Annotated in this window: 13 protein-coding genes; 3 read left to right on the forward strand and 10 right to left on the reverse strand. The window is 44.6% G+C overall.

Features of this window, described 5'->3' with window-relative positions; translation table 11 throughout:
• Window positions 1-413: 413 nt before the first annotated feature.
• The 6 genes from rsgA to malT form a co-directional block, all read right to left on the reverse strand.
• On the reverse strand, window positions 414-1,478 hold the full coding sequence (gene rsgA / locus M4S28_RS19840; protein ID WP_249633614.1) for a ribosome small subunit-dependent GTPase A: 1,065 nt from the start codon (window positions 1,476-1,478) through the stop codon (window positions 414-416).
• A gap of 488 nt (window positions 1,479-1,966) precedes the next feature.
• Entirely contained in the window at window positions 1,967-2,425 is a 459-nt protein-coding gene (locus M4S28_RS19845; RefSeq protein ID WP_017061862.1) for a copper chaperone PCu(A)C, read from the reverse strand.
• A gap of 83 nt (window positions 2,426-2,508) precedes the next feature.
• Entirely contained in the window at window positions 2,509-3,105 is a 597-nt protein-coding gene (locus tag M4S28_RS19850) for an SCO family protein (protein ID WP_004732104.1), read from the reverse strand.
• Window positions 3,102-3,542 carry a hypothetical protein gene (locus M4S28_RS19855; protein ID WP_102448285.1) on the reverse strand — a complete coding sequence of 147 codons (441 nt, stop codon included), beginning with the start codon at window positions 3,540-3,542 and terminating at the stop codon, window positions 3,102-3,104. The genes M4S28_RS19850 and M4S28_RS19855 overlap by 4 nt, the downstream gene beginning before the upstream one ends.
• Before the next feature lie 203 nt (window positions 3,543-3,745).
• Window positions 3,746-4,666, reverse strand: coding sequence for a polyprenyl-phosphate transporter (locus M4S28_RS19860; protein ID WP_032546399.1), 921 nt, complete (start codon window positions 4,664-4,666; stop codon window positions 3,746-3,748).
• Between the two features lie 591 nt (window positions 4,667-5,257).
• Entirely contained in the window at window positions 5,258-7,966 is a 2,709-nt protein-coding gene (malT, locus tag M4S28_RS19865) for an HTH-type transcriptional regulator MalT (RefSeq protein WP_102456280.1), read from the reverse strand.
• A 568-nt stretch (window positions 7,967-8,534) separates the two neighbouring features.
• Between malT and M4S28_RS19870 the strand changes: the two genes are divergently transcribed.
• The 3 genes from M4S28_RS19870 (at window position 8,535) to glgB (ending at window position 15,712) form a co-directional block, all read left to right on the forward strand.
• A complete protein-coding gene (locus M4S28_RS19870; protein ID WP_249633615.1) occupies window positions 8,535-10,988 on the forward strand; it encodes a glycogen/starch/alpha-glucan phosphorylase in 2,454 nt (817 codons plus the stop codon).
• A gap of 187 nt (window positions 10,989-11,175) precedes the next feature.
• Entirely contained in the window at window positions 11,176-13,356 is a 2,181-nt protein-coding gene (gene malQ, locus M4S28_RS19875; protein WP_102557266.1) for a 4-alpha-glucanotransferase, read from the forward strand.
• Window positions 13,357-13,531: 175 nt separating this feature from the next.
• Complete coding sequence (gene glgB, locus M4S28_RS19880; protein WP_249633616.1) at window positions 13,532-15,712, forward strand: 1,4-alpha-glucan branching protein GlgB; 2,181 nt, start codon at window positions 13,532-13,534, stop codon at window positions 15,710-15,712.
• Between the two features lie 120 nt (window positions 15,713-15,832).
• Here glgB and M4S28_RS19885 read toward each other — a convergent pair whose 3' ends face one another.
• From M4S28_RS19885 to M4S28_RS19900, 4 genes are all read right to left on the reverse strand, one after another.
• On the reverse strand, window positions 15,833-16,309 hold the full coding sequence (locus M4S28_RS19885) for a hypothetical protein (protein ID WP_104215511.1): 477 nt from the start codon (window positions 16,307-16,309) through the stop codon (window positions 15,833-15,835).
• A 193-nt stretch (window positions 16,310-16,502) separates the two neighbouring features.
• Window positions 16,503-17,825: an IS4-like element ISVbsp1 family transposase gene (locus tag M4S28_RS19890; RefSeq protein ID WP_009845967.1), complete on the reverse strand. Its 1,323-nt coding sequence runs from the start codon at window positions 17,823-17,825 to the stop codon at window positions 16,503-16,505.
• A gap of 137 nt (window positions 17,826-17,962) precedes the next feature.
• The gene (locus tag M4S28_RS19895; RefSeq protein ID WP_249633617.1) at window positions 17,963-18,802 is read right to left on the reverse strand and encodes an energy-coupling factor transporter transmembrane component T family protein; all 840 of its coding nucleotides are present in this window, start codon (window positions 18,800-18,802) and stop codon (window positions 17,963-17,965) included.
• Window positions 18,799-20,493: an ABC transporter ATP-binding protein gene (locus M4S28_RS19900; protein WP_108086138.1), complete on the reverse strand. Its 1,695-nt coding sequence runs from the start codon at window positions 20,491-20,493 to the stop codon at window positions 18,799-18,801. Before M4S28_RS19900 ends, M4S28_RS19895 begins: the two co-directional genes overlap by 4 nt.
• Window positions 20,494-20,496 lie beyond the last annotated feature (3 nt).

Here is a 20,496-nt window from a genome sequence, read left to right on the forward strand (position 1 = left end):
TAAAGTTGTACCAAATCCAACTATACACTAGTGGAATGGGCGGTCATATTAGCGGGATCTAAGAGGGTGTCTAGGAATAGTTTACTTTTAGGGTGATTGTTTGCGCTACGTGGTGTTTTTAGAGCTAAATGTTAAATTTTTGTGCTCTTGTTGAGATATAAATCTGCATGATAATACTCATTCGGGTCAATGTTCTGGTTCTGATGCCGTCAGAGTCGATTAGCAAGATCATTGTGTGCAGAAATGATCCCATTGAGTTCCTGTTGATACAAAGAAGACCTGTTAATACAAAGAAGCCCCGCTGATACAAAAAGCCCCAGCCCAATGCGTTAAAGAGCTCATGAATTAATGAGCTAATACGCGATAGGGACATGGGGCTTATTTACGTGTTGTAAACCTAATTCAATAATCGGCTATTTAGGCGATTTTTTGATATTACGGCTCTCTGACTGCACGGTTTTGTACATTTTAGAAAGCTGTTTACTGCTCGCTCTCTGCTCTGCCAATGAGGCTCCATTTCTTGCTTGCTCTCTGAGTAACTTCTCATAGTTAGAGAATCGTCTTTCAGAAAGCTCACCGCTTTCAATGGCCTTGCGTATTGTGCATCCTGGTTCTGACTCATGGCTGCAATCAGAAAAGCGACAATGCATCGCCAATTCTTCCACATCAGAAAAAGTTTCACTTACTCCTTCAGCACAATCGGCGAGTTGTAACTCTCGCATACCAGGAGTATCGAGCAATAAACCGCCCGACGTTAGAAAGTGGAGCGATCGTGACGTGGTTGTATGACGGCCTTTGCTGTCGTCTTCACGAATACCGCCCGTTTCTTGTTGAGTTTCACCAAGTAGCGAGTTCACGAGTGTCGATTTACCGACACCAGACGAACCCATCAAAGCGACGGTTTTGCCCGTTTTACACCAAGGCGACAATACTTGAGTAGAGTCTTGATCTAGGCTATTAACGGCTTCGATCATCAGCATTGGATCTAAGCTTTGCACTTGCTGTACTTTGTCTTGGTAGTCGTCACACAAGTCTTTCTTGGTAAGTACGATAACCGCTTCAACCTGTGCTTCATTGGCGAGTGCTAGATAGCGTTCGATGCGGCTCAGATTAAAGTCATTATTTAGCGAGACCACGATAAACACGGTGTCGATATTGGCTGAAATGTACTGTTCTGCCACACGACTGCCTGCTGCTTTACGGCTGAAGAGAGACCGACGCTCAAGTAAGCGGTCGAATTGTAAATCAACGTTTAATATCACCCAGTCGCCAACCGTCATTGCGGGTTGGTTTTGATGAACGGGTAGAACGATTTCGCCTTGTTCTGACGCAAGCGTATAACCGCTGCGATGGTGCGCGGTAATGCGAGCAATGACGGAATGGTCATAGTCTTCGAGTGTCAGTTGTTGTTGGAATACAGGTTGCCATCCAAGCTGTTGAAGCGACATTGGATGAGAAAATGCGTTTTGTGAATTCATGTCTATTTACCCAGACGTGCGAGCTTTCTTTTCTTATGAGAGCATTAACTTCTTGTGAGACTTCAATTTGTTGATGAGATCAAAAGAGTTAATGAGACCAAAAAGAGTTGCTGAGATTAAAAAGCGTCGAGACGTCAAAAATGTTTGAGCTTGGGTCGAATTCAAATAGATAGGACCCCGGATTTAGTCATGCGCTATTGGGCATGCAGGTATTGATCACTTACGATCAATAGTAAACCGGGTAAAAGTGTGCTGTCGTCACGGGTGACGATAAGTTGGTCGATCATCGGTATTTAAGTTTGATTAACCAAACAAATTAACGCGCTACTTTTACTGCCAGTTTTAGTGTTTTCATTACAATCATCTTCTATTCTCCTTGGGTTATTTATGTGTTCAGGCTTTGAATAAAAAGCGAACTCAGTTTAACAAAAAGCCACGATGGCGAGAAGTCATCGTGGCTTAAATGATTTTATCAATTGTGAATACGATTAATGATGATCGTGATTCATCTTTTTCATGCCGCTCATTACTTTCTTAACCGGCGCATCGAAGGTCTGTGTTTCACCATTGGCGAAAGTCAGTGTCATCTCGATTTGCTCACCTTCTTTTAGGCTGCTTGCTAGGTCGAACAACATGATGTGTAGGCTGCCAGGTTTAAGTACCGCTTCACCATTCGCTGGGATTGTGATCTCTTGAACTTGGCGCATCTTCATAACATCGCCATCCATGATTACATCATGAAGTTCTACTTTACCTGCTGCAGGTGTTGTTGCAGAAACAATAGCGCGATCTTTATCGCTGTGGTTCATCAGAGTCGTGAACACCGCGCTGTTCACTGCTGAAGGCGGGGTTGCACGAGCGTACGCGTCATGAACCATAATATCGCTACTAGCCTGAGCAAAAGGGGTGAGCAATAAGCCTGCTAGAGCAAGTGCTTTTAACTTCATGTTGTTGTCCTTAATTTTTATGTTTTTGGTCTGGGACCTGACTTTTTTTGAACTTTATTGAGTAAGTTCTTTGTTTTTACGTTTTACTGCGTCAGCTTGTTGATAGCCTCAACAATTGGCGCTGGCGTCAACGTGTGCGGTACTTTGGTAATCAAGGTACCGTCGGGCTTTAAAAAATAAAAATATGAGCTGTGGTCTAGGGTGTATTCCAACTCTGAACCTTCAAGCTTGGTCTTTCTGAAAATAACGCCGTAGTTATGAGCCAGAGTCGTTGTGACATCCAATGGACCACTTAGTCCTTCCATCATCGGGTGGAAGTATTGCGCGTATTCATACGAGGCTTCAGCGGCATCACGTTCAGGATCGAGAGAAACAAACATTGGGCGAATCTTGGCTTTTGCTTCATCAGAAACTTGGTTAAGTGCTCCGGCCAACATAGCCAAAGAAGTGGGGCATACATCCGGGCAACGTGTGAAACCGAAGTAAACGATACGAATTCTGTCATCGGTTTGGTCAAAGATTTCCGTTGGTTGGTTGTCTTTGCCGAAAAGAGTCGTAGCGGAGAACTCTTGTTTTGCAGCGTGTTGTTCTTGAACTTCGTTTTGCCCATCAAGATAGCTTTTGACACCAAAGCCAAGTACAAAAGCGACAACCAATGCTAACGACCAATTTCTACTCATCTTGCCATCCTTATTGCAGGGTTTACAGTATCGACACCATCAGTGAGTTCACCGATCCATGTCATTTTATCTAAAGTACATACAGGTAAAATCACATCACCTTCATAGGTATTGTTGCCAATGCTCTTTAATTGAAAACGCGCTGATCCCATTTCCATTTCTAAACCGGTGAGCGATAACATCAGTGTCTCAGATGCAGCCCCTTCCCAAACGACCTTTATCTTTGTGGGTAGAAGAGGTTGCGCGGTTTCGCGATCAAGCGACATTGAAATGGATTCCTGCTCACACGATATGGTTGAAAGCATGCAGTAGTCATCCAAGTTGACTTCGGCGGTTGAGTGCTCAATGACCGACTTAAATTTTTGAAATACTTGCGGCCCATAAAAACCTGCCACGAGAGCAATGCCAAGAGCCACCACCTTTAATGCTGGGTGCATGTCGTGTTCTCATCTAATTTTATAAGAGCGGCGATGTTATCATACCCCTTAATACGTGCTTGTATCAAAAAGCAATTTTGTGCGTATGGTAGAACTAAAAAAGCGAAGCCATTGGCTTCGCTTTTGTCTATTTCATCGAGAGGTGAGCTTAGTATTTCTAAGCATTATCCGTTCTAAACGCTTTCCAGAAGCTGGCTGAATGATTAGTCAGCATTACGCTCTGCAAACTTCTCTAGTCCTAGAACCAAGGCAATCGCAACAAACATCATCACAATAGCCATTACCAGCTGAGAAGGCTGAGAAGTTACGGCTTCAAAATCAAACGGTGATAGGTTTTCTTGAATCAGAGGAACTTGTTCGCCTTTTGAGTTTGTGCGCCAGCTGATGGTCTCTTTCCACGGCCAAATCTTAGGCAGCGTACCGATCATCAAACCAGTTAAGAACACTAATGTGAAATCGCGGAATGAGCGCAGTAACCAAGAAAGTACGTGCGAGAAAGTCAGTAGGCCAATCACACAGCCACTAAGGAATAGCGCAAGCACATCGATTTGGAACTCTTTAACCGCACCAAGAACCGGACCATACATACCAATCAATAGCAGAATGAAGCTACCCGAGATACCCGGTAAAATCATCGCACAGATCGCAATCGCACCCGCAATGAGGATATTGATACTGGTAGGCTCCATTTGCAGCGGCTTAAGCACGGTAATGCTATAAGCGAAAGCAACGCCAAGCAGCAAAAATACGAATCGAATCATATCGCGCTTTTCTACTTGCTTAAGAATGTGGAAAACCGACACCAATATCAGGCCAAAGAAGAAAGACCAAAGAGGCACCGGGTGAGTGACCAATAACCAAGAAATCAGCTTTGCAAATGTCGCAATGCTCGTGAATACGCCTGCGAACAGTGAAATCAGGAAGAAACCATTGATGTGGTTAAACGCGGCTTTGAAGCCTTCGCGTTTCCATAAGCCAAGTACGCTAGGGTTAATCCTGCGAATGCTTTCTAGCAGCGTATCGTAGATACCAGTGATGAATGCGATGGTTCCGCCCGACACGCCAGGAACAACGTCTGCTGCGCCCATCGCCATGCCTTTGAAAAAAGTACTTAAGTAGTTCATTGCTTCATAGAGTTGAGGGTGATTTTGTGCAGTATACAAACTTTAGTGTAAAAAAAGTATGAATATGCCATTGGGGAGGGGCTTTTATTACTCTCTTAATTGTAAGGCAATAAGTTGAAGTGAACATTTGCCTAACATTTAAAATACAACCACTTAGTAATTTGTCATTAAGAGCAGAGATGAAACTGATCTCTTATCAATATTGCATCTTGGTTGCATTATGCAAATGCACTTTGCAATTCGCATGACAAATTCATGGTTTTTATGCGATGCAGGGCTTATAAAACGCCGAATTAAAGTTGGCACGCTAACTGCATTATATACATTGACCCTTCTTAAGCCGAGGGTCACCTAGCCAACTGACGTTGTTAGTGAACTTATGATTTGTTCACAAATATATAGAGCCAATCGCGATTATTGCGGTTGGCTATTTTTTTGCCTGTCGTTTGGTGATTGTCTTTTTTCTTTTCCAGTCCCTACATTTTTAAGCTCTAAACTTCAGATGAAAAAAAAGCCAGCCACCATTGGTGACTAGCTTAAGCTTTTCTCGAATCAATCTCGAATCAATCTCGAATCAATCTCGAATCCGTTTTAGTAACCCATCAACTGCAGCAAGTTCTCTGCCGTGCTGATTGCTTCTTTGCGGTTAGCAATGTTCAGCTTTTGATAAAGGTTACGGATGTGAGTTTTGATCGTGGTCCCCGCTACATCGAGCTCTTGAGCTATCTGCTCATTACTGAACCCTGAATAGATAAGACCAAGTACCTGCCATTCACGCTGGGTGAGTGGGCTAGTGCGCACAAGCTCAGGAATATTCGGGTGATTAACCAAGTTCTCAACAAAGTCTTCATCGAAGTGAACCGAGCGGCTGCGTTGAGTGGTTGAGATATCTTTCATGATCTGTTGAGCGCGATGGCGTTCTAAGTCACCTAAGCCTGGCTTGTTGCTCAATTTATCCAAGATATGCCCGATAGTTCCACCGTCGACCAAGAAGTTACCAACCATACCGGTTTGGTTGGTCATATGAAGCGCTTCTTCAAGTAGCACGCGCGCGCTGTCTTCATCGTTAATTTGTGTACGCAACACCGCTTCAACGATCAAGTTTCGGTTGGTGTCTGTAATCAGGTGTGAACGCTGCGCTTCACTCTTAAGGAAAGTCAGTGCTTCTTCCGCATCTTCATACTGCTCAAGGATGATGTGAGAACGTACGATGTTTCTCCATTGAAGCTGACAGAAGTGGTTACTCGCCGATTCAGGTCGAACCGCCACGCTTAGCCAATCACGGATTGCCTCTTTATTGCCTTTTACTTGCCAAAAAAGAATCAAAGACAAAGAAGCATTTGCCGTCCAATCCACGTGGTAAGTTGATTGACGTAGCAGGTGTTGAATTTGGTCGATAAACTTCGACGCTTTATCAATCTCGCCGCGGCTCAATGAAATACGAGCCAGCATTGAGTAACTGTGTAGGTGTTTACTTGGTGAGTGGTGACCAAGGATATCTAAGCCCTTGTAGCAACACTCTTCCGCTTCATCTAGTCGGTTCCAGCACCAGAAGATCTGAGCGCGAACACGCAGCAAAAATTCATGTAGAGGCACGTATTGCAGCTGGTGCTCTTCAATTAATTTGAATGCGCTGTCTTGTAGCTCAAACGCAGCTTGAACATAACCTTGAGCAATCAAGATTTCGCTTTGTTGCAGAATCGCCCACAGCGCCTGATGGTAAACTTGATACTGGCGAGCAAGCTTCTCTGTTTGCTGCATCATAGGTAGCGCACGGCTCAGGTTGCCCATCACGTGATTCACTTCACCTACAACAGAGGTTGCGACAATGCGGCTACGATAAACGGTGGTGTTCAGTTGGCTTAACGAAAGCTCAGCCAATTCCAATGCTTTCTCAGGCTCATTGCTGTTAATGGCAACTTGGGCGCGCAAGGCGTTGTATTGGCCTTGCTGCTGAGTATCAAGTTCAATGTTTCGAGCTTGATATTGAGTCTCAGCCTCTTCCAACAAAGTCCCCACTTGATCATACCGGTGCTGACTTTGTGCCAGCCAAGCGCGCAGCATTGATAGCTTCGGCTCACTGTATAGTTGATCCGTAGTCAGTTGCTTGATCGCCATCTCTAGAGATGAAAGTTCGCCTTGGTTGAACATCGGCCAACCGTGTTCCGTCAAAATTTGAATGATCAGCTCTGGATCTTCAGCACGTTGTGCATGTCGCAGTGCTTGATGAGGCGTTTTCTGTTTGATCCACGCTTTCGCGGCACTTCGGTGCAACTCGGCTTCTTGTTGCGGAATTCGAGCTTGACGCTCGTGCGCCAGAAATTCACCAAACAAGTTATGGAAGCGATACCAGTTCTTTTCACCTTCAAGCGGGTAGATGAATAAGCCAAATCGGTTGAGTGATTCGATCATACCCAGTGCGTCTTCACGCTGTGTAAGCGCGCAGACTAATTCGTCATTGAAATGATCAAGTACTGAACACTGCATTAAGAACTGTCGGGTTTCTTTATCCAGTAGATCGAATACTTCTTCAACCAAGTAATCCCAAAGGTGAGCATGGTTAAAGTGAGAGAACGATTCTGCAGATTGCGCAAGGGTACGTTTTTGATGTTGAGCTTGAAGGGCAATAAGCTGTAACGCCGAAGGCCACCCCTCAACATAAGTACAGATACTGTCAGCGGTCGTGTCATCTACGCCATCGGCGACACGTTGATTGAAGAAGCGTGTCGTCTCTTCAGTATCAAAAGCCAGCGAATCGTTGCCAATTTCAATCATCAGATCACGAACACGAAGGTTTGCAGTGCCAAGTGGTGGTGTCCCACGGCTAGTCACAACAAGCGTCAGGTTGTCAGGCATGTGTTTAAGGAAGAAGCGCATTGCTTCGTGGATGTCGTCATTGTTGACCAAGTGGTAGTCATCCAGCACCAGGAAACATTCTTGGTGGAATTCAGACATCTCAGCAAACACTTCACTTAACAAAGAATGCAACGATGAAAACTGTCGTTTTTCTGCCAGCTTTTGGGCATTAGGGCAGGCATTTTGAGTTGCTTTATTGAGTGATTGCATTAGGTAGTTGATAAAGCGAAAAGCATCGTTGTCACTGTCATCAATGCTGTACCAACCCACATTGGGTTTATCTACCAGCCATTGTGCTGCCATTGTGGTTTTACCGTACCCCGCTGGAGAGCGGAATAATACAAGCTTATAGCAATCTGCGTGTTGGAGCAGATCGAGAACCCTAGGTCGTAGGATTGCATTATGTAAGCGGCCGGGACGAGTCAGTTTCGAAGGGATCCACATGTCGAAGTTTTTCACCTATTCCGTGGCTTATGTTCTGGATTACCTCAATCTATCGTTGAGTGTAATCGAATGACATCAGCCTAATTACTTAAGTCTTCAATCATATTACGTGAAGCAAAACGGCACCGACTATGATCCTCCTCAGAAACCTTGCACTCCTGCATGTTTTTAGGCTTCTACGCCCTTTATTTGAGACTTTGCTCACATAGCGGGTTGGTTTGTGAATGTGACTTCCTTCATTCCAACACGTGAATCTATGCAAAAGATGAGAGGACGAAATTATTTTCGTGATCTGAATATCAAATTTGATAATGACTTTAATCCGGTTAAATAAAAGTCACATCAATTGAAGGTAAGTTATCGAACGGGAGCTTGTGATCTTAGTCACTCCAAGTTTTTGTTCGAAGTCAGAACATGAGAGTCAGATCACTAACCCTATGTCGGTACGCCCCCTACGCCCTCCCATCTACTCCTAGTTTGTCGCGTTAGCGGGAGGATGTTTAGTTAATGGTGACCATGCACGATATGTCACAGATGAATTAGAACTATTAAAAGCGAGATTTCTGAAATGAAACCAACTCAGCAAAAAACTTTCGATAAAGTGTCGTTCCAAGAAAGCGTTAAGAAGCATTTATCTGCAACCTACGCAACAACGATTGAAAACGCAGATAGCCGCGCATGGTACCTAGCAATGGGGCGTGCGCTAGCAGAACTCACAACATTTGATCTGTTAGAAACTGAAAATGATGAAAAAATTAAGAACGCGAAGAGCGTTAACTACCTTTCATTAGAATTTTTGATTGGTCGTTTAACCGGTAATAACCTGATCAGCATGGGTCTGTATGAACAGATCACTCATGCAATGGAAGAGCTAGGTCAAAACCTAACTGATCTTCTAGAAGAAGAACGCGACCCATCACTAGGTAATGGTGGTCTTGGTCGTCTAGCCGCTTGTTTCATGGATTCTTGTGCCGCTCAAGAATACCCAACAGTAGGCTACGGTCTTCACTACGAATACGGTCTATTCAAACAGTCTTTCCAAGACGGTCGTCAACAAGAAGCACCTGACGCATGGCGTGGTGTTGAAGGTTACCCATGGGAAGTGGCTCGTCCAGAACTAGCACAACACATTGGTTTTTACGGTCATGTAGAAGTTGAATACATCGACGGTAAAGAAGTTCGTACTTGGGTTCCGGGTATGGAAGTGAAAGCAATGCCTTGGGATCTACCTATCGTAGGTTACGAGTCAAACACGGTTTACCCACTGCGCCTTTGGGAATGTCAGGCAATCGCACCATTCTCACTAGCAAGCTTTAACAACGGTGACTACTTCGAAGCGCAACACTCGCTAATCGATGCAGGTAACATCACTAAAGTACTTTACCCGAACGACAACCACGAGAAAGGTAAGACACTGCGTTTAATGCAGCAGTACTTCCACTCAGCAGCGTCTGTTCGCGATATTCTACGTCGCCACGAAGCTGCAGGTTTCTCTCTAGAAGATTTGCCTAAGCAAGAAACGATTCAACTGAACGATACGCACCCAACTATTGCTATCCCTGAATTGATGCGCATCCTGATCGATGAGAAAGGTTTAACTTGGGACCAAGCTTGGGAAATCAGTGCTCATACGTTCGCATACACGAACCACACACTACTTCCAGAAGCATTAGAGACTTGGTCTGAATCTTTGATCAACCGTCTTCTTCCACGCCACATGGAAATCATTTTTGAAATCAACCACCGCTTCATGCAAGAAGTTCGCAAGATGTGGCCTGGTGACGGTGAGAAGCAAGCGAAGCTTTCTATCATCCAAGAAGGTTTCCACCGCATGGTTCGCATGGCAAACCTATGTGTGATTGGCTCTTACAAAGTAAACGGTGTAGCTGCGCTTCACTCTCAACTGGTTAAGAAAGACTTGTTCCCAGAGTTCAACGAAATCTTCCCTGGCAAACTGACTAACGTAACGAACGGCATCACGCCACGTCGTTGGTTGAAGTTCTGTAACCCAGGCCTATCTACGCTAATTACTGGTAAGATCGGCACTGAGTGGCCAGCAAAACTAGAGCAGCTTGAAGGCATCGCTAAGTTTGCAACAGACGCGAAATTCCAAAAAGAATTCATGGCTGTTAAGAAAGAAAACAAACAGCGCCTTGCTGATTGGGTTCAAGAGAACATGGGTATCGAGCTAGATACGAACGCTATCTTCGACGTGCAAATCAAGCGTCTTCACGAATACAAGCGTCAGCACCTAGATTTGCTACACATTCTATCTCTGTACCACCGTATTCTTAACGAACCTGGTTTCGAGTGTGAGCCACGCGTATGTTTCTTCGCAGCGAAAGCAGCACCGGGTTACCACCTAGCGAAAGAGATCATTTTCGCGGTTAACAAGATTGCAGAGAAGATCAACAACGACCCTCGCATTGGCAACAGGCTGAAAGTGGTATTCATCCCTGATTACCGTGTAAGCATGGCTGAAATCATTATTCCTGCGGCAGACGTTTCTCAGCAAATCTCACTGGCTGGTAAAGAAGCATCGGGTACGGGCAACATGAAGATGGCGCTAAACGGCGCGCTAACTATCGGTACGATGGATGGTGCAAACGTTGAGATTCGTGAAGAAGTTGGCGATGAAAACATCTACATCTTTGGCCTAGACGTTGATGGTGTAGTGGCATTGCAAGCTCAGGGTTACAACCCATACGATTACTACAACGCAGACCCACTGCTGAAAGCATCTCTAGACCTACTGACTGGCGATGAGTTCTCTCCAGGTCAACCAGGCCTTCTACGTGCAACGTTTGATAGCCTACTAGACGGTGGCGACCCGTACTTATGTCTTGCTGACTTCGCATCTTATGTGAAAGCACATGAAGACATGGGCAAGCAGTACAAAGACCAAGCAGGTTGGGCTAAGAAAGCAATTCTTAACACAGCATTGGTTGGTAAGTTCACATCAGACCGCTCAATCCGCGACTACGTGAACAACATTTGGAAACTTGAAGCGGTTAACCGTTAATACTTCCAAAGTAGCCAAGGCAGTTTCTGCCTTGGCTCAATTAGCTTGTGAGCAAACGAAAGGCTTAAAGGTTTGTCGTTTATAAACAAGCTGCTTACAAACCGATTGTCACAAGCTAATTGATTAGTAAAAATTAAATTAACAACCCTACAAAATAGAAAGCGTCAGAACGTTTTCGGAGAGAGCGATGAAAGAACAGACCGTATTAAAACAAGTCGCAGAAATGGCAAACATTGCCGACAGTTACGTTAGTGCGTGGGGCGATGAAGCACAAGTATCAGAAGAGACGATTACGTCTCTATTGGCTTCATTGGGCTACGATACAAGCAGCGATGATGCACTGCTTAAATCTGCAGAAAGAAAACACAAAAAAGATGTACTAGACCCAGTTCTTGTCTTGCGTGACGGTGAGCCAGTAGAAGTGGCGCTTAATCTAGGTGTAAGTGCTCGTGAAAGTGAGTTCAGCTGGCGCTTAGAAACCGAGCAAGGAGAGGTACTTGAAGGCTATCTTCAATCTCAAGTCGTTCGTGACGAGCGTGCCGAGGGTGGCCCTTTAGTGTTTGCATTGCCAAGTGATTTGGCATGGGGTTATCACAAGCTGATTGTGAGTCGTAAGCGCCGTAAGAAGCCTTACGAGATGACATTGATCATTACGCCAAAAGCGTGTTTCAAGCAATCACCAATCGAGCAAGGCAAAAAGCTTTGGGGACCAAGTGTTCAACTGTACACACTAAGAACTCAGCACAACTGGGGTATTGGTGATTTTGGCGACCTTAAACAGCTTGTTGCTGATATCGCTTCTCGTGGTGGTGATTTTGTTGGCCTAAACCCAATTCACTCATTGTTCCCAGCGAACCCAGAAGGCGCGAGCCCATACAGCCCGTCGTCACGTCGTTGGTTGAACATCTTATACATTGATGTGAGCTCAGTACCTGAATTCGCATTAAGTGCTGAAGCACAACAAACGGTAGGCAGCGCTGAATTCCAACAGCGTCTACAAAAAGCTCGTGAAGCGCACTGGGTAAACTACACCGAAGTGTCTGAGCTTAAGATGAGCATCTTGCCTCTGTTATACGCAGAATTTAAGACTCGTCATTTAGATAAAAACAGCGATCGTGCACAAGCGTTCTTAGCGTTTGTAGAAGAGGGCGGTGAAAGCCTGATGCATCAAGCGGCGTTTGATGCTCTGCACGGTGAGTTACATGCTGAAGATTCAGGTATGTGGGGCTGGCCTGTATTCCCTGAGAAATACCGCACATTCGAAAGCCCAGCGACACAGAAATACATTAAAGAGAACCTAGAGAATGTTCATCTTTACATGTACCTGCAGTGGTTAGCGGATTGCCAAATCAACGATGCACAGTCTCTTGCTGAAGAGAAAGGCATGGCCGTTGGTTTGTACCGTGATCTAGCTGTTGGTGTTGCGGATTCAGGCAGCGAAACATGGGCCGATGAAGGCAACCTAGTGATGGATGCGAGCATCGGTGCTCCACCGGATGTGCTTGGTCCTCTAGGTCAAAACTGGGGTTTACCACCGCTTAATCCTGAAGTGCTTCTAGAAACAAGCTACGACGCATACATCAAGCTACTCCGTGCCAATATGAAGCACTGTGGTGCCCTTCGTATTGACCACGTATTAGGCCTATTGCGTTTGTGGTGGATTCCAAAAGGTGAAAACGCAACCAAGGGTGCGTACATCTACTACCCAGTACAAGACATGCTGTCAATTCTGGCGCTTGAATCTCACCGTTACCAATGTAGTGTTATCGGTGAAGACTTAGGTACGGTGCCGGATGAAATCGTCGATATCCTAGCGGACGCGGGCGTGCATTCTTACAAAGTATTCTTCTTCGAAACGTCAGAAGATGACGGTGGCTTTATCTCACCGAAACATTATGCACCACAATCGATGGCGGCACTTTGTACTCATGATATGCCAACGCTTCGCGGCTTCTGGCATTGTGATGACTTGAAAATGGGTCAAGAGATTGGTTTATACCCAGATGCAGAACAGCTAGAAACCTTGTTCGACGACCGTCTGGAGTGCAAACAAGGTATCTTAGATTCAGTGGCATGGCATGGCTTCTTACCTGAAGGTGTTGGTCGTGATGCAAGCCAAGTACCGATGGACTCTTATCTTGCCGAAGCACTTCAGCTGCACGTTGCGGCTGGTGGTTCGACACTTCTTAGTGTTCAACTGGAAGATTGGTTAGAGATGGACAAGCCAGTAAACATTCCGGGCACTGTTGATGAATACCCTAACTGGCGTCGTAAACTATCAATGAACTTGGACGAAATATTTGCTCACGAAGGGGTAAATCGTATCGCTTCTAAGCTGACTGACGTTCGAGAAAAAGCAGCTAAGTAATGACGTTGAGTGGCTTGAAAATAGGTGGTTTTTTGCTTACGCCGTACGAAACTACAACCTCGGTCACTCAATAATGAATGCTCATCTGGTAGAATAAACCGTCGTTATATTGCCCGCACTAATAGCGGGCATTTTTGTATTATATTTTTTGGATGTTTGGTTAGGGAGAAGCGTTTTGGAACTAAGTTCGATTTCAAAGCAAAAACAAATATATACCCAACTATCACAGGCTTGTTTCACTGACCCATTTGCGTTTTTAGGGCCATACTTACCTTCTGAGCAAGGTGCATTACGTGTGTGGATTCCTGGGGCAAATAAAGTCGAGTTGATTGTTGGAAAGGAACCTCGTATTGAGTTAGCGCGAGAGGGTGAAAGTGGTTTCATTCTTAAGCAAGAGAGAGATTTACGTTTTACTCACTACAAGCTCGCGGTTGATTGGGCTGGAGTCGAGCAGATCATCGATGACCCATACCAGTACCACGATCTGTACGCGAGTTATGAAGATCTCCATACACCTAAAGATATGTATCATCACATGGGGGCTCAGTTTATTACGCTAGAGCGTGATGGACAGACGATTTCAGGTACGCGTTTCTTGGTGTATGCACCGCATGCAACAGCGGCAAGCTTAGTGGGTAACTTCAACGCTTGGGATGGTCGTCGTCATCCAATGCAACGTTTAGATTATGGCATGTGGGGCCTATTCATTCCTGAACTGGAAGAAGGCGCTCAATACAAGTTTGAATTAAAAGGACCTGATGGCGAAGGCTTACCACACAAAGCTGACCCATGGGGTTTTTACTCTGAGCAATACCCTTCATTTTCTTCAGTGACTTACGATCACGCTCGTTACGAGTGGCAAGATACTCAGTGGCAGAATCGCCCAGTAACGCAAAAGCGTAAAGAAGCACTTTCGTTCTATGAACTGCACGCTGGTTCTTGGAAGCGTAACGCTGAAGGGGAATTCTTAAACTACCGTGAACTTGCTGCTGAATTGATCCCATATTTAACGGACTTGGGTTACACGCATGTCGAGTTGATGCCGGTTTCAGAGCATCCGTTTTACGGCTCTTGGGGCTATCAGCCAATAGGTTTGTTCGCACCAACGAGTCGTTTTGGCTCTCCTGATGACTTCAAATTCTTCGTCGATCAATGTCACCAAGCTGGTTTAGGTGTTGTTCTGGATTGGGTTCCAGCGCACTTCCCTAGTGATGATCACGGCTTAGCCAATTTTGATGGAACACCTTTGTTCCATGATCCAGATCCACGTCGTGGTTGGCATCAAGATTGGAATTCGTACATTTATGATTTAGGCAAAGAGCATGTGCGTCGTTTCTTGGTTGCAAACGCACTGTACTGGTTCGAACAATTCCATATCGACGGCATTCGTGTTGATGCGGTTGCTTCGATGTTGTACCTCGATTATTCGCGTAGCCATGATCAATGGATTCCGAACGCAGACGGCGGCAACGAAAACTACGATGCTATCGCAACCCTTAAGTGGATGAACGAAGAAGTGTACAAGCACTTCCCGAATGCGATGACGATTGCTGAAGAATCGACGGCTTTCCCTGGTGTTTCAGCCCCAACTTTTATGGGGGGTTTAGGCTTCGGGTTTAAGTGGAACATGGGTTGGATGCACGATAGCTTGTCTTACATCCAAGAAGATCCAATCAATCGTAAATATCACCACGATACAATTACCTTCCCATTGGTTTATGCACACAGTGAGAACTATGTATTGTCTCTATCTCACGATGAGGTGGTTTATGGCAAAGGATCTATCCACGAAAAAATGCCTGGTGATGAGTGGCAGCAAACGGCAAATCTACGTGCTTACATGGGTTACATGTACGCGCAGCCGGGTAAGAAGCTGAACTTCATGGGTGCTGAATTTGGTCAGACGGCGGAATGGAACCACGATGATCAACTGCAATGGTTCTTGCTAGATTATGAACGTCATCAAGGCGTTCAGCGCTTAACGAAAGATTTGAACAATCTGTACCGTTCTGAAGCCGCAATGCATGATCTTGATTTCGACCCGAAAGGTTTTGAATGGCGTCTACAGGATTCAGCTGAAGCGAGTATCTTAGCTCATGAGCGTATCAGTGAATCAGGCGAGCGTGTATTGGTGGTTTCTAACTTTACACCCGTTCCTCATGAGCACTTCCGCTTAGGTGTTCCAGCACAAGGTCAGTACTCTTTGTTATTGAATACAGACTCTGCGGATTATGCAGGCAGTGGCTTTGAAGTGAAGCCGGTTGCTAAGGTTGAACAAGTGGCAAGTGAAGGCTTAGATACATCGATTGAACTACGCTTACCACCGTTATCGACGGTTTTCTACAAGCTCAATTAAGCTATAAGCTGAATGAGTCTGTGAGTCAGTTAATTGATTAATTGAATGCGTTTGTAAATTGTTCAATCTATTACAGAACTAAAAAAGGGAGCCTTAGGCTCCCTTTTTATTGCGTTAAAACTAATTTGAACGCGTTCCAAAGTTGGTTAGATAGAACATTGAACGTCCTACTACGGTTTCAAGGATACGAACAGAGTCGGCTCCAAAGCTTTCAAACATCTTCTCACGAAACTGTCCGTCTGAACTGATATTAAATGCTTCTGGACTTTTGATCTGTGAGGCATGGAAAAACATCAATTTAATAACGAATCGGAACTGCTCATCATCTAAAGCATTTTGCCAAGACTGAACAAATACCTCTTCCGATGCGAAGTCTAGACTCTCTATCACAATCGATAGCATGTGCTTGTGAAGCACTGAGCGGATAGCACGAGTCGATGGATAATAACCCTGAAGCGTCGTTAAACTAATGCCAATTTCTTGAGCAATCCTTGCATAAGTTAATGCTTCATGTCCTTCAGCCAGAAAAAGGTTTAATACGATTTCATCGTAGTGCTTTTGATTTTCTAGTTTCTGTACTTGAGTAATTCGAGCCATTACAAATCTCTATTGAGTGTGACATTCTGTATATAAATTACGGTTTGAGGATATTAGCAAACTATCTGGAAATAGACCTTAAAAAACAAAAAATCACGTATAAAAAAATATAATTTATCCATATTTTATACGTAAATTGTTGTTTATGAATAATAAAGGCCGCTTGAGTAAGCTAATGCCGTTCGGATAAGCATTATTGCTTGAACCTGAACGGATATTTGGCTGGGACAAAGAGGACTGAACGTGGAAACGTTCGGTCCTTTCTTTTATCTGGAAGAATGAAGTGACTCAAACTGTCTCTCATCCTTTTCAGTTTTACAGGTAGAGTTCCGTCTGGACTTAAAGCTAACCAACGTAATTGCGCATCAATAAGGTTAATTGCGGCGGTAAAACTGACCCTAGTCGCTCGAACCCCGGCTTCTGAAGCTATCTTAACCATCTCTAATCGCACTAAGTTATAGGCAAGTAATACGCCCCAAAGCTCTTGCTTCACACCGGCAGAAAAACGACTTCGTAAAGTGACGTGACTTTGCAGTTGAGTCTGTTTAATTTCACCATAACCTTCTTCTATCTCCCAGCGTTGCCAATAAATACGCAGCAGGCTTTCTAGCGAGTATCTACTAGGGTCTGTAAGTGAAGTAATAAAACCTTTTATCTCACCTTTTGGCTCTTGATATAGGACTAATCTGGCTTCCCAACGTGCGGGTAAATTCGGATTCTGCCGTTGAGCTTGAGGAGAGATGGGCATTGAGATGAGCATGTCGTTCTCCGCATATTTCTCCAACACTTCATAGCGTAGCTTACGTTTTGCAGGCATTAACCAGTGAGCATTTTCCGCACTCTCTTGCCACGACAACAAAAGGTCTGCCGAGAAATAACAACGATCAAATAAGGTCAATGAATGTGCGGGGATATCATTGAATAGACGCTTAGCTAAGGTCGTTTCACCGACATGACAGCCATCAAAAGCCGCCCCCATAATCATTCGAGTTTCTGTTGACATCAAAGCGACTAAACGAAGTTGAGGGTAAGGTTTCAATTTTTTAGAGATGAACCCAAATTCTTCAGCGTTCTCTGGGGAATCTTGGCACCTAAATGTAGTTCCATCCACAGCAAGAACATTAAGCTCTAAGTCTTTATCTTGTTGAAGGATATCTCCATTCCAAGCCTTTACCGTTGTGTGAAACAAAGCCGCTAATGGACTCTCATCTAGACGTCGGCGTGAATCAGTTAGGACACTAGGTGCAACACGAGACCAGCTATCTTCAGGTTTAGGCTGAAGCGCAATGTCTAATGAACTGCATACCTCTTTGATAGACATGTTGCGTTGCAGCCCCATCCAAATAACTAACCAGACAGCTTGCTGAGCGGGAAGCCGACGTCGTCTTATGCTCGCTTTATTGGTTTCAAGAAGAGCTTGTTCTATCCACTCAATCTGAATGGCGTCGACGACAGATTCATAATTGTCGGCATCTTCAATGGTCTCGTGTGCCATTGCTAATTCTTGTTCAAGCATAAAAAATCCCCATCAACGTTGTTGATGGGGATTATCTGCTAACTGCAAGATCGTTCAAGTCTTCTTAAACGATCGGCATTAGCTTGAGTAAGCGGCCTTTGTTTGTATTGGGTATGTGTGTGTAGAGTTTGCGAAGTTTAGAAAGGGTACCAGAACAGTTGATCCTCGAGTGCTCTCTTTGTGATTGCGAGTATCACGACTAATGTAATAACGGTTAAACAAACAAAGTCGACACGTTTCAAAGGCGCATAGCTATACCAAGTACGTGCCTTGTGTCGACCAAAACCTCGCAGTGTCATTGCATTTGAAATCTCGTCTGCTCTGTCCAAACTAGAAAAAATCAATGGTCCAAGAACTTTAGCGACATTTTTAATACGTGTAATGAGTGGTGCCTTTTTCGACAGTTCCACACCGCGAGCCTGCTGAGCATGCATGATATTAATGAAGTCTTTTTTAACTTCAGGTAAATAACGTAGTGTTAAGCTCACCGCATACGCAATCTTGTATGGAACACCGATACGGTTGAGGCTAGCTGCAAACTCAGTTGGGTGTGTAGTGAAGACAAAGATTAACGCAATCGGGAACATGCTCATGTACTTAAGTGTTACCGTGACTAAGTAAAACAGCGTCTCTTGGCTCAACGAATGGTTGCCAGGTAGCGTTAACAATATGTTCTCACTACCGATGAGCTCAGTGCCTTGCTGTGGAGCAAGCAGGAACATGAATAAAGCATTTAGACTTAAGACACTCGCCGTACCTAATAACAAAGGTTTATACACGCGTATAGGCACATTGGTGAGCTTTAATAGGTATAAACCAGTCATAATAAGCAGCGTAATCAATCTCAGGTCGAACGTAGTCAATACCACGGTTACCCAAGCTAAGAAGAGTGCAAATTTCGTGATGCCATTTAATGCGTGCAGAGGGGATTTGGTATCAATGTAGTTGATGCCGAATTTTACTTTTGATGCGTTCATAGAGAACTTCTCTCGTAGTCGATGAAGTACTGCATAAACGCATTGGTATCGTCGATTTTCATCATAGTCGCGAGTTCATAAATACTAGTGGTACAGAGGTTTGCACGTTCTAGAAGCGATGGCTGACTAAACACTTCCGTCATGGCTGCATTGGCAATAAGCTTGCTGTCAGCGATTACGATCGAACGTGTGGTGTACTCTAGAACGAGATGCATGTCGTGTGAGATGATCACCACAGTAATACCCAAATCACGGTTAAGCTTTTGGATGAATGCCAGCATGGATGTGTAGTTACGGTAGTCTTGACCTGCTGTCGGCTCATCCAAGATAAGAAGCTCAGGTTCCAGCACTAAGATAGAAGCGATGGTTACACGTTTTTTTTGGCCGTAGCTCAGAGCTTCGATCGGCCAGTGGCGGAACTTGCTCAGCCCACATAGCTCAAGAACATGCTCTACTTTTTCTGTAATCAGCTCTTCTGCAATATTGCGGTTACGAAGACCAAAAGCAATCTCGTCAAAAATCATATGATGCGAGATCATATGATTTGGGTTCTGCATCACGACACCGACTTTCTGGCTTCTTTCAAAGATAGAAAGCTCAGATAAGTCTTCACCATTTAGATAGGAAGAACCTGAATCGGCATCGATCACACCCATGATGAGTTTGGTGATGGTAGATTTACCCGAACCGTTCTTGCCCAAAATCGAAACAAACTCGCCTTTGCCAATCTTGAAGCTCACATCTTCGAGTGCGTTCTTCTCGCCGTCGTAAGAATAAGTCAGACCATGAACTTCGAGTAAAGGTTGATACTGCTTTTCTGCAGCTGGGGCAGGGCGATCAGCAAACCAAGCTTGAACTGCTGGGCGGAACCTTTTGTAATCCAAAGCTTTGAGGTTTGACAGTTTATCTTCGCAGGTTAGTGGGGCTTTCGCTGCTTTAAGCGCAGATAAGTAAAGAGGCTCACGAATACCGTGTGTATCAAGCAACTTAGACGCTAAAATTTCATCGGGAGTCATATCCGCGACGATTTCACCGCGTTCCATTAAGATCACACGATCAATATCACGATGCAGGACATCCTCAAGGCGATGCTCGATAATCACGATAGTCTTGTTGGTTTCGTTATGAAGTTGGTCGATGATCTCGATGGTCGCCTTGCCTGTCTTAGGGTCAAGACTTGCTAAAGGCTCATCAAACAGCAAGATATCAACGTCATCAACTAAGATGCCTGCTAGCGATACACGCTGCTTTTGACCACCTGAAAGATCGTGTGGCGAGCGCTCAAGCATGTCCGCTAGGTCAACCATTTTTGCAGTCGACTTAACTAACGGGTACATGTCAATGTTCGACATCAACTGGTTTTCTAATGCGAATGCGATATCTTCACCGATACTCAAACCCACAAATTGGCTGTCAGTATCTTGCAATACTGTGCCTACCTGCTCGGTATAATCGTGCATCGAAAACTCAGAGATATTCTTGCCGTTGATCTCTAAAGAGCCAGTTACCTCTCCTTTGATTGCATGAGGTATAAGACCATTGAGACATTGACCTAGGGTAGATTTACCACTGCCACTTGGTCCAATAATGACGATTTTCTCTCCTTTCTCTATCCTTAGATTGATATTTTTTAGCGTCGGTTTATCCAGCGACTCATATCTAAAAGAGAAGTTCGAAAATGCTATAGTCATTAT

The organism is Vibrio sp. J383 (assembly GCF_023503985.1).
GTDB classification, from domain to species: domain Bacteria; phylum Pseudomonadota; class Gammaproteobacteria; order Enterobacterales; family Vibrionaceae; genus Vibrio; species Vibrio splendidus.